Genomic DNA, 13536 nt, shown 5'->3' with positions numbered 1-13536 from the left:
CCCGGATGAGCGACATTCTCTCTATGAAGCCAGCCAAACCGCTGCTTGAAGTCCGCAATCTGGTCACCGAATTTCCGGTGAGGAACGGCGTTTTCCGGGCGGTCAACGATCTGTCCTTTTCCATCGATCCCGGCAAGACGCTCTGCGTCGTCGGCGAAAGCGGCTCGGGCAAATCCGTCACCGCCCGCTCGATCCTGCAGATCATCGACAGCCCCGGCCGCATCGCGTCCGGGTCGATCATCCTCAACCGCGCCGACGGCGTCTCCTTGGATCTGGCAAAGCTCGATCCGCGCAGCCGGGCCATTCGCTCGGTGCGCGGTGCCGATATCGCGATGATCTTTCAGGAGCCGATGTCGTCGCTTTCGCCCGTGCACACCGTTGGTGACCAGATCACCGAGGTCCTGCGCCTGCATCTGAAAATGAGCAAGGCACAGGCGCGGGCCGAGGCCATCGAATTGTTGCGGCAGGTGGAAATTCCCAATCCCGAAAAGGCGCTGGACCGCTACGCCTTCCAATATTCCGGCGGCATGCGCCAGCGGGCGATGATCGCCATGGCGCTCGCCTGTAAACCGCAGCTCCTGATCGCCGACGAACCGACGACGGCGCTCGATGTGACGACGCAGGCCGAAATTCTCGACCTGATATCGCGGCTGCAGAAGGCGCATGGCATGGCGGTGCTGTTCATCACCCATGACATGGGCGTGGTGGCGCAGATTGCCGATGACGTGCTGGTGATGCATCACGGCGTCGCCAAGGAATATGGCACGGTCGAGCAGATATTCCACAGCCCGCAGGACCCCTATACCCGCATGTTGATCGGCTCCGTCCTGAAACTGGAGCAGAAGGCGGAAATCCGCCTTGCGCGGCCGCCGCTCGATCTCGCGGCAGCACCCGTGCTCGAAGTGAACGATCTTTCCATGCATTTCGGCGAGATGAAGGCGCTGGATGGCGTGTCGATCAAGCTGCTGCCCGGCGAAACGCTCGGCATCGTCGGCGAAAGCGGTTCCGGCAAGACCACGATGGGCCGTTCCATCATGCGCCTTTACGATCCGACCGCCGGGGAAATGCTCTATCGCCGGGCCGATGGCACGGTGGTCGATCTGGCCAAAATCGAAGGCGCCGAGCTGAAAGCCGCACGGCGCGAATTGCGCATGGTGTTCCAGGACCCGTTCGGCTCGCTCAATCCGCGCATGACGGTGGCGCAGGTCATCGGCGAGCCTCTGCTGGTCAACGGCATTGCCAGGGGCAGGGAACTGGATGAACGCGTCTGCGCCCTGATGGAGCAGGTGGGGCTGGATCCGACCGGGCGTGAGCGTTACCCGCACGCCTTTTCCGGCGGCCAGCGCCAGCGCATCGGCATTGCCCGCGCCATCACGCTGAAGCCGCGCATCATCGTGGCGGACGAGGCGACTTCGGCGCTCGATGTCTCGGTGCGGTTCCAGGTGCTCGATCTCTTGATGCGGCTGCAGGACGAGCTTGGCCTCGCCTATATCTTCATCAGCCACGACATCGGCGTCATCCGTTATATGTGCGACCGTGTCGGGGTGATGTATCGCGGCAAGCTGGTGGAAGTGGGCGATGCCGAAAAGGTCTGCAATGCGCCGGATCATCCCTATACGCAGGCGCTTCTTTCCGCCATTCCGCGCCCGGACCCACGCGACCGGGACCGCACCCGCAGATTCCGCTACGTCGAACCAGCCGAAATCAAGAACGGGGCCGTTGCGCGCTAACGTCTGGCTTGTTGCACGCCGCAATTCATGAGGAAGACTAAAGCATGAAAATCGATCGCATGCGGGTATTTGTCACCCGCGACAAGGACCGTCCCCGTGTCATCGTCGCTCTCGATACCGATGACGGTTTGACCGGCTGGGGCGAATGTTACAATCACGGCCCCGATCTCGCGCTGCCGCCGGTCTTGGATTACCTCTACAGCTTCCTTGCCGGCCAGGACCCGACGCGGGTCGAATATCTCTACAATCTCCTGCTGCAGCAGAACCGCTTTCCGCCCGGCGCGCTCGGTCTGTCGGCGATTTCGGCACTGGACCATTGCCTGTGGGACCTTGCCGCAAAGGCAGCGGGTGTGCCGGTCTACAAGCTGCTGGGCGGCGAGGTGCGCGACCGCATCAAGGTCTATGCCGGGGTCTATACGGCCCCGGACGCACCGGCGGCAAAGGAAGAATTCGACCGTCTGAATGAGGACTGGGGCTTCACGGCCTTCAAGCTCAGCCCGTGGCGCCTCGATATCCACGCGCATCGCTGGGGTGAGGTGGTCCGCAGTTCGGCCGAATATTTCCGTTCGCTGCGCGAGACCGTGCGGCCCGACTACGATATCGCCTTCGACGCCCATGCCAAGATTTTCGAGCCGGCCGCCGCCCGCCAGCTTGGCAACGCGCTTGCCCCTTACGATCCGCTGTTCTTCGAAGAGCCTTTGCGTCCCGAAAACATCGAGATGTGGGGAGACCTGAAACAGGGGCTGAACTGCACGCTGGCAACGGGTGAAAGCCTCTATAATCGCAACGAGTTCCTGCGCCTTCTTCAAGTAAAGGGTGCGGATATCATCCAGCCCGACATCTGCGTCGTCGGCGGCATTTCTGAGATGCGCCGCATCGCCACGCTTGCGGAAGCCCACTTCGTCAGCGTCGCGCCGCATAATCCGATGGGGCCGCTCGCCACGGCCGTCAATGTGCATTTTTCCGCCGCCCAGCAGAATTTCCGCATTCTCGAATACCGGCTGCCGAAAGGGCAATGCTACGTCTATGGCGGCACCGATCTCGAAAAACGCGAGGATGAAACCCGTTATGTCGTCGATCCCTATCTGCCGAAGGACGGCTATCTGGAACTGAGGCCGGACCGCCCCGGCTGGGGTGTGGAGATGGATGAAAAAGCCATGCAGGAAGACGGCTACGTTCATTGGCAGAGGCGGGTGCCGAAACGGCCTGACGGCTCCTATGCCTTTGCCTGAAACGGTTGCGATAAGCTGCGGGCCGCTTTCTGCCCGCCTGCGCCCCGCATGGGGCGGCAGGATGACCCATCTGCACCATGCGGACCACGGCGATATTCTGGTGCCGGCAAACGGGGATGATTTCGAACCGTTCAACTGGCCAAGAGCAGGCGCATACCCGCTGTTTCCTTACCACAACCGGCTTTATGGCGGCTCCTTCGTTCATACCGGCATCCGCCATGACCTCCTGCCACATCCAGCTCGTGCCCCTGATGCCATGCATGGGCCTGCTCACCGGCGCGCATGGGAGATTTCGGATCTGGCTTCCGATCGGGTTGGGCTGGTACTCGACTATGAGGCTGATGGCGAATGGCCCTTTTCCTTCCGCGCGGAACAGTTTTTCCTACTTCACAACGCTGGCCTTACCGTCGACCTGTCGATCACCAATCTGGCGGATGCGCCTGCGCCGATGGCGCTTGGCTGGCACCCCTATCTGGCTGCCGGACTTGGCTGCGACGCGCGGACGGATGCAAGCCTGCAATATCCGCTCGACCCGCAGAACGTGCCGACCGGCCAGCCGGCAGTCCCTCGCCACAACGCCGCCGTTCCCGCAGCGACGGGTTACACATTGCATTTCACTGCCTGGTCAAATGCGCATGTCCAATGTGACAGGTTTTCACTGCTGATCGAGGCCGATCCCGTTTTCGGCCATCTGGCTGTGCATCGCATGGAACGCTATATCTGCCTCGAACCCGTTTCCATGGCCGCCGGAGCGCTCGGCTTGCCGGAGAGGCGGCGGGAAGCGCTGGGCGTCAGGATCGTCGCCCCCGGCGGGCATCTGTCAGGACGTATCGGGCTCTCCATCGACGCTTGAGGAGAGAGCCAGCAGTAACGCCATCCTCCAGCGCCAATCGTCACAGTCAAGAAACTGCCATATGCCCATATTTTGAGCGTCAGGAATTATCGCTCAAAAATGCGCTTGACGTCGGGGAAAATTTCTCACCAAATGAACCAATATAAGATTGGTTCAAACAAATGGTGCGGCGTGGCAGCAGGCCCTAACGACAATTCCAACTACGCCTTGGCGCGGTTGCGTGAGTATATTCAGACGAGTCATCTCACCAGGGATGGGCGCCTGCCGACGGAACGGGCCTTTGCGGAAAGTTTTAACGTCGGCCGCCGGTCGATCCGCCGTGCGCTGGAGGTTCTGGAGGCCGAAGGCCTGATCTGGCGGCGGCAGGGGGCCGGAACCTTTGTGGGTGAAAAACCGGACGATTGGTCCGCCCAGGTCACGGAACTGGTCGCCGGTACGGATTTCATGGAAATCATGGAGGTGCGCCTGCGCATCGAACCGCAGCTGGCGCAGCTTGCGGCCATGCGGGCGAAGCCGTCAGAGGTGGAGCGCATGCGTGCCCTTGTCGAAAAGACCGGCCAGAGCACGGATGCCGACGCCAAGGAATTGTGGGACGGGTCTCTCCATCGCCAGATCGCCCAGAGCGCCGGCAACAAGCTGTTCCTGTCGATCTTCGATGTCGTCAACCGTGTCCGCCAGGACGACGCCTGGCAATCGATCCGCGAGCTGGCCCGGCGCAGCGGCACGAATGGCAGGGCGTCGTTCGAGCAGCATATGGCCATTGTCGAAGCCATTGCCGACCGCGATCCGGCGCGCGCCGGCGAGGCCATGCGCCAGCATCTTCTCATGCATCAGGAAAGGCTGATCCGCGCTACCTCGCTCGGCTTTCTGGAAGAAGAAGCCGGGGAGGGCAATGCGGCAGAGGCTGATCATTCGCTGACCGCGGCCTCTTGAGGCCACGGACGAAAACTGCCGTCCCTGAAGGGGCGGCCAATGACAAAAAGTCAAAATAACCAGACCAGAGGAACGAACATGAAGAAAATCCAGACACTGACTGCGGCGCTCTTCGCCAGCGCATTACTCGCTGCGCCGGCGCTATCGTCGGAATTGCGCATCGGCCTTAACGACGATGCCGATGTGCTCGACCCGGCGCAATCGCGCACCTTTGTCGGCCGCATCGTCTACACCGCCATGTGCGACAAGCTGGTGGACATCTCGCAGGACATGAAGATCGTGCCCCAGCTTGCCACCGAATGGGCGTGGTCCGAAGGCGGCAAGGTGCTGACCATGAAAATCCGCGATGGCGTCAAGTTCCATGACGGCGAGCCGCTGGATGCGGCCGCTGTCGTCGCCACCATCGAGCGCAACATGACGCTGCCGGAATCGCGCCGCAAGAGCGAGCTGTCATCCGTCGAGAAGGTCGAGGCGACGGGACCGCTGGAGGTCAAGTTCACGCTGAAGACGCCTGATGTCACCCTGTTGGCGCAGCTGTCGGATCGCGCCGGCATGATCGTCGCGCCGAAAGCGGCCAGGGAACTCGGCGCCAATTTCGGCTCCAAGCCGGTCTGCGCCGGCCCGTTCAAGTTCGTCGAGCGCATCCAGCAGGACCGTATCGTGCTTGAGAAATTCGCCGACTATTGGGACAAGGACAAGATCCTCGTCGACAGGATCGTCTATCTGCCGATCCCCGATACCACGGTGAAGCTTGCGAACCTTCGCGCCGGCGACCTTGATATTGCCGAGCGCATTTCCGCGTCGGATGCGGAATCGGTCAAGAACGACCCCAAGCTGACCTATGCCGATGTCATCGGCCCGGGTTACATGGCGATGTATGTCAACATCAACAACGGCGCGCGTGCGGATAATCCGCTCGGCAAGGACAAGCGCCTGCGGCAGGCTTTCTCCTATGCGATCGACCGCGAGGCGATCGGCCAGATCGTTTTCGAAGGCACGTCCAAGGCCGGCAATCAGGCTTTCCCGCCGACGAGCCCATGGTTCAACCAGAACTTGACCGTGCCGCCGCGCGATATCGACAAGGCCAAGCAACTGATGAAGGAAGCGGGTTACGAGACGCTTGATATCGAGCTTCAGCACGCCAACAATACCACGCAGACGCAGATGATGCAGGTCATCCAGTCCATGGTGGCCGAGGCCGGCTTCAACGTTTCGCTGAAGGCAACCGAATTTGCCACGCTGCTGTCCGAGCAGACCGCCGGCAATTACCAGCTCAGCCGTTCCGACTGGTCGGGGCGCATCGATCCGGATGGCAACCTGCACCAGTTCGTCACCTGCAAGGGCGGCATCAATGATGTGAAATATTGCAATCCTGAAGTCGACAAGCTGCTGAACGAGGCCCGCGCCTCGACCGACGACACCGTCCGCAAGGAGAAATACGATGCCGCAAGCGTCATCCTCAACGACGACATGCCGATCATCTATCTCGGCCACCAGCCTTATGCCTATGCCATTTCCAACAAGGTCAAGGGCTGGGCGCCGTCGCCCGATGGCATGATCCGCCTTCTCGGCGTTTCCAAGGACTGATCGCTTCATATAGGCCGCACGGCTTGCCGTGCGGCCGCCAAGACCGGACCCAAACGGGGGCAATGCCATGCCTGTTTACATCGGCAAGCGACTGCTGGTCGCGATCCCGACGCTTCTGATCATTTCCATCTTCGTTTTCTCGCTGCAGAAACTCCTGCCGGGCGATCCGGTTCTTGCCATGGCGGGAGAGGAGCGCGATCCCGCGACGATCGAATTCCTGCGCGAGAAATATCGCCTCAACGACCCCGTGCCGCTGCAATATCTCAATTGGCTGGGCGGCGTGGTGACGGGCGATTTCGGCATTTCGCTACGCACCAACCAGCCGGTGCTGGAACTGATCGGCCAAAAGCTGCCGGTCACCATTCAGCTGGCTGTCATGGCGATGTTCTTTGCCATGGTCATCGGCATTCCCATCGGCATTCTGGCCGCCGTCAAGAAGAATACGTGGATTGATTATACGGCCAATATCGTTGCGCTTTCCGGCCTGTCGATCCCGAATTTCTGGCTCGGCATCATGCTGATCCTGCTGGTGTCGGTGAAGCTCGGCTGGCTACCGGCATCCGGTTATGAATCGATCTTCGTCGATCCTGTCCGTTCCATCGAAACCATGATCATGCCGGCCTTCGTGCTCGGCAATGCGCTTGCGGCGACGCTGATGCGGCATACACGTTCGGCGATGGTGGCGGTGCTCAGCTCCGACTATATCCGCACCGCCCGCGCCAAGGGGCTTTCGCCGCGTGAGATCATCCTGTCGCACAGTTTCCGCAACGCGCTGCTGCCGGTCATCACGCTGCTGGCGCTGCTGTTCGGGGAGCTGCTGGCCGGTGCGGTCCTGACGGAGCAGATCTTCACCATTCCCGGCTTCGGCAAGATGACGGTGGATGCGGTGTTCACGCGTGACTATGCCGTCGTGCAGGGCATCGTGCTTTGTACCGCCGTCGGTTTCATCCTCATGAACCTTCTGGCCGACATTGCCTATGTCCTGCTCAACCCCCGCCTCAGGGCGACGATCTGAGGCTGATATCATGACCGTTCTCGATCAAAACCTATCCGTACCGGCGACACGGCAGCAAAGCCGCGCCTGGAAAAAAATGAAGCGCAACAAGTCTGCGCTTGTCGGCATGGTCATCGTGCTGTTCTTCGCCGTGCTTGCCATCGCCGCGCCCATACTGCCGATTGCCGACCCGGTTGCGACCAGCTGGTCGGCCATCCGCAAGGCGCCATCGGCGGCCCACTGGCTCGGCACGGACGATCTCGGCCGCGATATTCTCTCGCGCATGATCTATGGCGCCCGCGCCTCGCTGATGGCAGGCGTCGTCTCCGTGATGATCGCGGTGGTGATCGGCGTGCCGTTCGGCCTGATCGCCGGTTATTTCGGCGGCTGGGTGGACATGGTCATCTCGCGTATCACCGAAGCGTTGCTGGCCATGCCCTTCCTGATCATGGCGATTGCGCTCGCCGCCTTCCTCGGCCCGAGCCTGACCAATGCGATGATCGCCATCGGCCTTTCCGCCATGCCTATCTTCGTGCGGTTGACGCGCGGGCAGGTGCTGGCGGTCAAGATGGAGGATTATGTCGAAGGCGCGAGGTCCATCGGCCTCAACCATATCGATATCATGACCCGTTACATCCTGCCGAATGTCTTTGCCCCGATCATCGTGCAGGCGACGCTGACGGTGGCGACCGCCATCATCGCGGAGGCGAGCCTTTCCTTCCTCGGGCTGGGCCAGCAGGCGCCGGCGCCCTCCTGGGGTTCGATGCTGAACACCGCGAAGAATTTCCTCAGCCAGGCGCCGTGGATGACGATGTGGCCCGGCATCGCCATCTTCCTCGTCGTCATCGGTTTCAATCTTCTGGGTGATGGCCTGCGTGACGCGCTCGATCCGCGCGAAGCATGATTTTTTACAAGGAATATCGCAATGACTGAATTCACCACACGCCCTGAAATCCTTGGCACCTTCGGCGTCGTCACCTCAACGCACTGGATCGCCTCGGCCGTCGGCATGGCCATTCTCGAAAAGGGCGGCAATGCTTTCGACGCCGCCGTCGCCACCGGTTTTGTCCTCCAGATCGTTGAGCCGCATCTCTGTGGCCCCGGCGGGGATATGCCGGCCGTGTTTTATTCGAAGCAGAAGGACAAGGTGGAGGTCATCTGCGCACAGGGGCCGGCCCCGAGCGGCGCCACGATCGAGCATTATACATCCGAAGGGCTGAAGCTGATCCCCGGCGACGGGCTGCTGGCCACCGTCATCCCCGGCGCCTTCGATGGCTGGATGTTGATGCTGCGCGATTATGGCACGATGAGCGTGCGCGAGGTGCTGGAACCCGCCATCTATTATGCCGAGCATGGGCATCCAACGCTGCCGCGCGTCTCCGCCACCATCAAGGGGCTGGCCGATTTCTTCGAGAAGGAATGGCCGACATCCCATGAGACATGGTTGCCGGGTGGCGCGGCTCCTGAGCCCCACGCCAATTTCAGAAACCCGGTTCTCGCCGCAACCTATCAGCGGATCGTCGCCGAAGCCGAAGCGCGTACCGGCCGCGAAAACCAGATCGAGGCGGCGCGTGATGCCTTCTACCGGGGTTTCGTTGCGGAAGCTATCGACAGTTACGTAAAGACGACGGAAGTCATGGATGCCAGCGGCGCGCGGCACAAGGGCGTGCTGACGGCGCAGGACATGGCCGGATGGAGCGCAACCGTCGAAGCGCCGCAGACGCTCGATTATCACGACTGGACGATTGCCAAGACGCCCGCCTGGGGACAGGGTCCGGTTCTCCTGCAATCGCTCGCACTTCTGAAGGGCTTCGACATAGCGGCCATGGACCCGTCCGGCCCCGATTTCATCCACACCATCGTTGAGGCCATGAAGCTCGCCTTTGCCGACCGTGAGGTCTATTACGGCGACCCGGAATTTGGTCAGATACCGACCGAATATCTGCTTTCCGAAGGCTATAATGCCGGACGGCGGGCGCTGATCGGCAACGAGGCCTCGCTGGAACTGCGCCCCGGCACCGTGCCGGGTTACGAAAAGCAGGTGGACGCCACCATGGCGATGCTGGCCGAGATGAGCGGCAAAGGTACCGTCTACGAGCCGACCATGTCGCACCTGACGGAAAAGCGCGGTGACACGGTGCATATCGACGTCATCGACCGCTTTGGCAATATGGTCTCCACCACACCGTCGGGTGGCTGGCTGCAATCGTCGCCGGTCGTGCCGGGCCTCGGTTTCGCGCTCAATTCCCGCGCCCAGATGTTCTGGCTGAAGGAAGGCCTGCCGACCTCGCTTGCGCCGGGCAAACGCCCGCGCACCACGCTGACGCCGTCGCTCGCCCTGCACCGAGGCCGCCCCGCCATGGTCTTCGGCACGCCCGGCGGCGACCAGCAGGACCAGTGGCAGCTGCCCTTCTTCCTGCGTTATGCCCACCATGGCAAGAACCTGCAGGCGGCCATAGACATGCCTTTGTTCCATACCTCGCATTTTCCGGGCTCGTTTTATCCGCGCACCAGTTCGCCCGGCGAAATCATGGTGGAGGGCGCGGTGGGTGAAGCGACGCTCGATGAGCTTCGCCGTCGCGGCCACCGGGTCACGGTTGCCGATGCCTGGTCGGTCGGGCGACTCACCGCCGCTCGCCGCGATGCGGACGGCCTGCTGCGCGCCGCCGCGACACCGCGGCTGATGCAGGCCTATGCGGTGGGGCGGTGAGACCATGGCGACAAAACCGGTCCTTTCCGTCCGTAACCTCACCACCTCCTTCCTTGTCGATGGTGTCTGGAAAAGCGTCGTGCGCGACGTTTCCTTCGATGTCGCGCCCGGTGAAACCGTCGCCATCGTCGGTGAGTCCGGTTCCGGCAAGTCGGTGACGTCGCTGTCTTTGATGCGCCTGCTTGCCCCGGCCTCCAGCCGGATAGAAGGCGAAGTCCTGCTCAACGGGCGCAATCTGCTCCAGCTTTCCGAAAAGGAGATGCGCGGTGTGCGCGGTAACGATGTCTCGATGATCTTTCAGGAGCCGATGACCTCGCTCAATCCGATCTTCACCATCGGCCGCCAGATTTCCGAAGTTCTCATTCGCCACAAGGGGCTTTCGAAGCAGGAGGCGCGGGAAGAGACGGTGCGGCTTCTGGAAAAGGTCCGTATTCCCAATGCGGCCGGTCGTTTCGACGAATATCCGCACCAGTTTTCCGGCGGCATGCGCCAGCGGGTGATGATCGCCATGGCGCTCGCCTCCAAACCGAAGTTGCTGATCGCCGATGAGCCGACGACGGCGCTTGACGTCACCATTCAGGGCCAGATCCTCGACCTGATCAAGCTGCTGCAGGAAGAAGAGGGCATGTCGGTGCTTTTCATCACCCACGACATGGGTGTGGTGGCCGAAATCGCCGACCGGACAATCGTGATGTATCGCGGTGACGAGGTCGAGACAGGGCCGACCGACGAGATATTCAGACGCGGCAATCATCCCTATACGCGGGCGCTGCTTTCGGCGGTGCCGAGGCTCGGTTCGATGCGCGACCGGCAATGGCCGACGCGGTTTCCGGTGCTCGACATGAAAACCGGCCTTTCAACCGAGCCCCAGGAGGTGGCCGAGACCGTGGCGAGCGGTCAGACGCCGGTTCTGTCGGTCAGGAATCTCGTCACGCGCTTCCCCATCCGCTCCGGCCTGCTGGCGCGGCAGACGGGTGCGGTTCACGCCGTGGAAAACGTCTCCTTCGATCTCTTCCAGGGCGAAACGCTGTCGCTCGTGGGCGAATCCGGCTGCGGAAAATCCACCACCGGCCGCTCCATCATGCGCCTCGTGGAACCGTCGTCCGGCGATGTGTCGCTCGACGGTTACGACGTGATGCGGCTCGATACGGTCGGTCTGCGCACCATGCGCAAATCCGTGCAGATGATCTTTCAGGACCCGTTCTCCTCGCTCAATCCGCGCATGACGGTGGGCACGGCGATTGCCGAACCCTTTATCAAGCACAGGCTGGGCAGCAGCAGGCAGGCGAGGGAAAAGACCGCCGATCTTCTCGAAAAGGTCGGCCTTTCCGCCGATATGGCCGGCCGTTATCCGCATGAATTTTCCGGCGGCCAGCGCCAGCGTATTGCGATTGCCCGCGCGCTTGCGCTCGATCCCAAGGTCATCGTTGCCGACGAGAGCGTTTCGGCGCTCGATGTGTCGATCAAGGCGCAGGTCTGCAACCTGCTGCTCGACCTGCAGCAGAGCCTCAATCTGGCCTTCCTGTTCATCAGCCATGACATGGCGGTGGTGGAGCGCGTCAGCCATCGTGTGGCGGTGATGTATCTCGGCGAGATCGTCGAGATCGGCCCGCGTGCGGCGGTTTTCGACAATCCGCAGCATCCCTATACCAAAAAGCTGATGGCCGCCGTGCCGGTGCCGGATCCGTCAAGGCGCGGGATAAGGCGCGGCATCTCCAATGACGAGCTGAAAAGCCCGATACGCGCAATGGGCTATGAAACGCCGAAACGAAACTACAGGACGGTGTCGCCCGGCCACCTCGTGCAGGTGGCCTGAAGCGACGGCTGTCGTATGGATGTGCCGAGGAAGCCTCGTTACGTCGGGTTTTTCGGCGGAACGTCGCGCAGGTGCTCCATGAGATAGGCATGGGTCGCGGCATTGGCGACGATCAGCGTACCGGTTTTTTCATAAAATTCCGGACCGCGGCCCCACCAGTCGGTCACCATGCCGCCGGCCTCCTGAACAAGGAGAATGCCGGCTGCCGTGTCGACAAAGCCGGTCTCCTCGTAATAACCAGTGAGACGACCGCAGGCGACATAAGCACAGGAATTGGCGGCGCTGCCGACGACACGGACCGCACCGATGGGCGCGCGGATGGCATCGAGGCGCTGATAGGCGCCGGGATGAAGCTGAAGGTTGGGCGTCGGCAGGCCGGTGCCGACGCACATCAGGGCGATATCGGTGCCGGCATTGACCCGCAGGCGCTCGCCGTTGAGATAGGCGCCGTCTCCCCTGATCGCGGTAAACATCTCGTCGGAAACGGGATTATAGACCAGCCCGCAGATGGTTTCGTTGCCGCGCCGCAGCGCGATGGTGATGGTGTAATGCTGGCCGAAGAGGAAATTGGTGGTGCCGTCGATGGGATCGACCAGCCAGCGATGATCCTGGTCCGCCCCTTCGACAGGTGCGAATTCCTCGCCGGTCAGCCCCCAGGGATATTGTCCGAGCAGGCGGTCGCGGATCAGCGTTTCGGATTGCCTGTCCGCATCGGAAACGAAATCCCCCGGTCCCTTGATGCCGATCTCGATGTCGCGGAAGCGCCTGAAATGGTCGAGCGTCAATGCGCCGGCCTCGCGGGCGGTGGTGATCATATGGTCGAGGATGGCGGTGTAATTTGCGGTCATTGGCTGAAAACCTCTGCGAGCCCTTCCGGGTCATCGGTGGTGATCTGGTCGACCTTCAGCTGCAAAAGGCGCGCCACCTGTTCGATGGAGTGCGGCGTGACGCTGTTGATCGTCCAGGCGTCGACACGGCGGCCGGCGGCATGGATGGGGGCGATGATGTCGACGCCGGCATCCGCGGCGGCAAGCACGATCTCGTAAGCGAGATAGATCATGCCCGCATCGGGCGCGGTGGCGAGAGCGTCTTCGATGAAGCCCAGATAGTTCAAGCTTGCCTGCAACTCGGCGAGCGCGCCGCGATGGCAGGGATCATATCCGGTGCGAAGGCCGGGGGCCGAGGCGGCCAGCGTGGCGATGGCGTCGAAGTCGCCGCCGGACAGGATGACCGAACCTGCGATCGGCAAAACGCTTGTTCCGAAACCGCTGACGATCTGCGGCGTAAGCGCCTGCCGGTCTTCCTTGAAATCGAGCTGCAGCAAGGCGTCGGGATGCACGGTCTGGCTGGCGAGAAGGGCGCAGAGGTCTTCGAGCAGCATGACCGTCGCCTCGATGGGCTTGCCCTGATTGTCGCGCAGGTGAAGCTGGCGCAGCGCGGCGGCGGATGTGTCGCGCACCCGGGCTGTGCCGGTGGTTTCCCGTTCCAGCGTCAGGTCGTGCAGCACGGCGCAGCCTTGATCGGCGTGAATGACGAGATCGACCTCGACGCTCGCGCCAAGCCGCATCGCCTCGATGATGCGTTCTCCGGTGAACACGGGATCGGCGGCGCGGCGGCGGCCGCGATGCCATTTGAGCCACGTCCTGTGGCCATCGCGTTCGATGAGGATCGGCAGGGTCAT

General features: G+C 62.0%; 11 protein-coding genes. 9 read left to right on the top strand and 2 right to left on the bottom strand.

Annotated elements, in window-relative coordinates; genetic code table 11:
• The first annotated feature begins 5 nt into the window (after positions 1-5).
• The 9 genes from ACI2KA_RS16365 (at position 6) to ACI2KA_RS16325 (ending at position 11855) form a co-directional block, all read left to right on the top strand.
• Positions 6-1730, top strand: coding sequence for an ABC transporter ATP-binding protein (locus tag ACI2KA_RS16365; protein WP_404503527.1), 1725 nt, complete (start codon positions 6-8; stop codon positions 1728-1730).
• A gap of 44 nt (positions 1731-1774) precedes the next feature.
• A complete protein-coding gene (locus ACI2KA_RS16360; RefSeq protein ID WP_404503526.1) occupies positions 1775-2962 on the top strand; it encodes a galactarate dehydratase in 1188 nt (395 codons plus the stop codon).
• Positions 2949-3815 (top strand): aldose 1-epimerase, encoded by an 867-nt coding sequence (locus ACI2KA_RS16355; RefSeq protein WP_404503525.1) that lies wholly within the window; start codon positions 2949-2951, stop codon positions 3813-3815. Before ACI2KA_RS16360 ends, ACI2KA_RS16355 begins: the two co-directional genes overlap by 14 nt.
• A gap of 132 nt (positions 3816-3947) precedes the next feature.
• Positions 3948-4748 (top strand): FadR/GntR family transcriptional regulator, encoded by an 801-nt coding sequence (locus ACI2KA_RS16350; RefSeq protein WP_404503524.1) that lies wholly within the window; start codon positions 3948-3950, stop codon positions 4746-4748.
• A 78-nt stretch (positions 4749-4826) separates the two neighbouring features.
• On the top strand, positions 4827-6335 hold the full coding sequence (locus tag ACI2KA_RS16345; protein WP_404503523.1) for an ABC transporter substrate-binding protein: 1509 nt from the start codon (positions 4827-4829) through the stop codon (positions 6333-6335).
• A 67-nt stretch (positions 6336-6402) separates the two neighbouring features.
• Entirely contained in the window at positions 6403-7350 is a 948-nt protein-coding gene (locus ACI2KA_RS16340; protein WP_006311351.1) for an ABC transporter permease, read from the top strand.
• Positions 7351-7360: 10 nt separating this feature from the next.
• Entirely contained in the window at positions 7361-8233 is an 873-nt protein-coding gene (locus tag ACI2KA_RS16335; protein WP_404503522.1) for an ABC transporter permease, read from the top strand.
• A gap of 21 nt (positions 8234-8254) precedes the next feature.
• A complete protein-coding gene (locus ACI2KA_RS16330) occupies positions 8255-10039 on the top strand; it encodes a gamma-glutamyltransferase family protein (RefSeq protein WP_404503521.1) in 1785 nt (594 codons plus the stop codon).
• A gap of 4 nt (positions 10040-10043) precedes the next feature.
• A complete protein-coding gene (locus tag ACI2KA_RS16325) occupies positions 10044-11855 on the top strand; it encodes an ABC transporter ATP-binding protein (protein ID WP_404503520.1) in 1812 nt (603 codons plus the stop codon).
• A gap of 38 nt (positions 11856-11893) precedes the next feature.
• Here ACI2KA_RS16325 and ACI2KA_RS16320 read toward each other — a convergent pair whose 3' ends face one another.
• Together ACI2KA_RS16320 and ACI2KA_RS16315 are read right to left on the bottom strand one after the other, a co-directional pair.
• Positions 11894-12703 carry an inositol monophosphatase family protein gene (locus tag ACI2KA_RS16320; protein ID WP_404503519.1) on the bottom strand — a complete coding sequence of 270 codons (810 nt, stop codon included), beginning with the start codon at positions 12701-12703 and terminating at the stop codon, positions 11894-11896.
• Positions 12700-13536 (bottom strand): glycerophosphodiester phosphodiesterase, encoded by an 837-nt coding sequence (locus tag ACI2KA_RS16315; RefSeq protein WP_404503518.1) that lies wholly within the window; start codon positions 13534-13536, stop codon positions 12700-12702. Before ACI2KA_RS16315 ends, ACI2KA_RS16320 begins: the two co-directional genes overlap by 4 nt.

Source organism: Agrobacterium sp. NPDC089420, from assembly GCF_044900305.1.
Classification (GTDB): domain Bacteria; phylum Pseudomonadota; class Alphaproteobacteria; order Rhizobiales; family Rhizobiaceae; genus Agrobacterium.
This window is presented reverse-complemented; position numbering and strand designations above follow the sequence as displayed.

Bases quoted from the DNA above. Each gene is read 5' to 3' on its own strand.
- ACI2KA_RS16330 (WP_404503521.1), top strand. From the start codon at position 8,255: ATGACTGAATTCACCACACGCCCTGAAATCCTTGGCACCTTCGGCGTC.
- ACI2KA_RS16360 (WP_404503526.1), top strand. From the start codon at position 1,775: ATGAAAATCGATCGCATGCGGGTATTTGTCACCCGCGACAAGGACCGT.
- ACI2KA_RS16355 (WP_404503525.1), top strand. From the start codon at position 2,949: ATGCCTTTGCCTGAAACGGTTGCGATAAGCTGCGGGCCGCTTTCTGCC.
- ACI2KA_RS16325 (WP_404503520.1), top strand. From the start codon at position 10,044: ATGGCGACAAAACCGGTCCTTTCCGTCCGTAACCTCACCACCTCCTTC.
- ACI2KA_RS16365 (WP_404503527.1), top strand. From the start codon at position 6: ATGAGCGACATTCTCTCTATGAAGCCAGCCAAACCGCTGCTTGAAGTC.
- ACI2KA_RS16340 (WP_006311351.1), top strand. From the start codon at position 6,403: ATGCCTGTTTACATCGGCAAGCGACTGCTGGTCGCGATCCCGACGCTT.
- ACI2KA_RS16315 (WP_404503518.1), bottom strand. From the start codon at position 13,536: ATGACCCTGCCGATCCTCATCGAACGCGATGGCCACAGGACGTGGCTC.
- ACI2KA_RS16335 (WP_404503522.1), top strand. From the start codon at position 7,361: ATGACCGTTCTCGATCAAAACCTATCCGTACCGGCGACACGGCAGCAA.
- ACI2KA_RS16345 (WP_404503523.1), top strand. From the start codon at position 4,827: ATGAAGAAAATCCAGACACTGACTGCGGCGCTCTTCGCCAGCGCATTA.
- ACI2KA_RS16350 (WP_404503524.1), top strand. From the start codon at position 3,948: ATGAACCAATATAAGATTGGTTCAAACAAATGGTGCGGCGTGGCAGCA.
- ACI2KA_RS16320 (WP_404503519.1), bottom strand. From the start codon at position 12,703: ATGACCGCAAATTACACCGCCATCCTCGACCATATGATCACCACCGCC.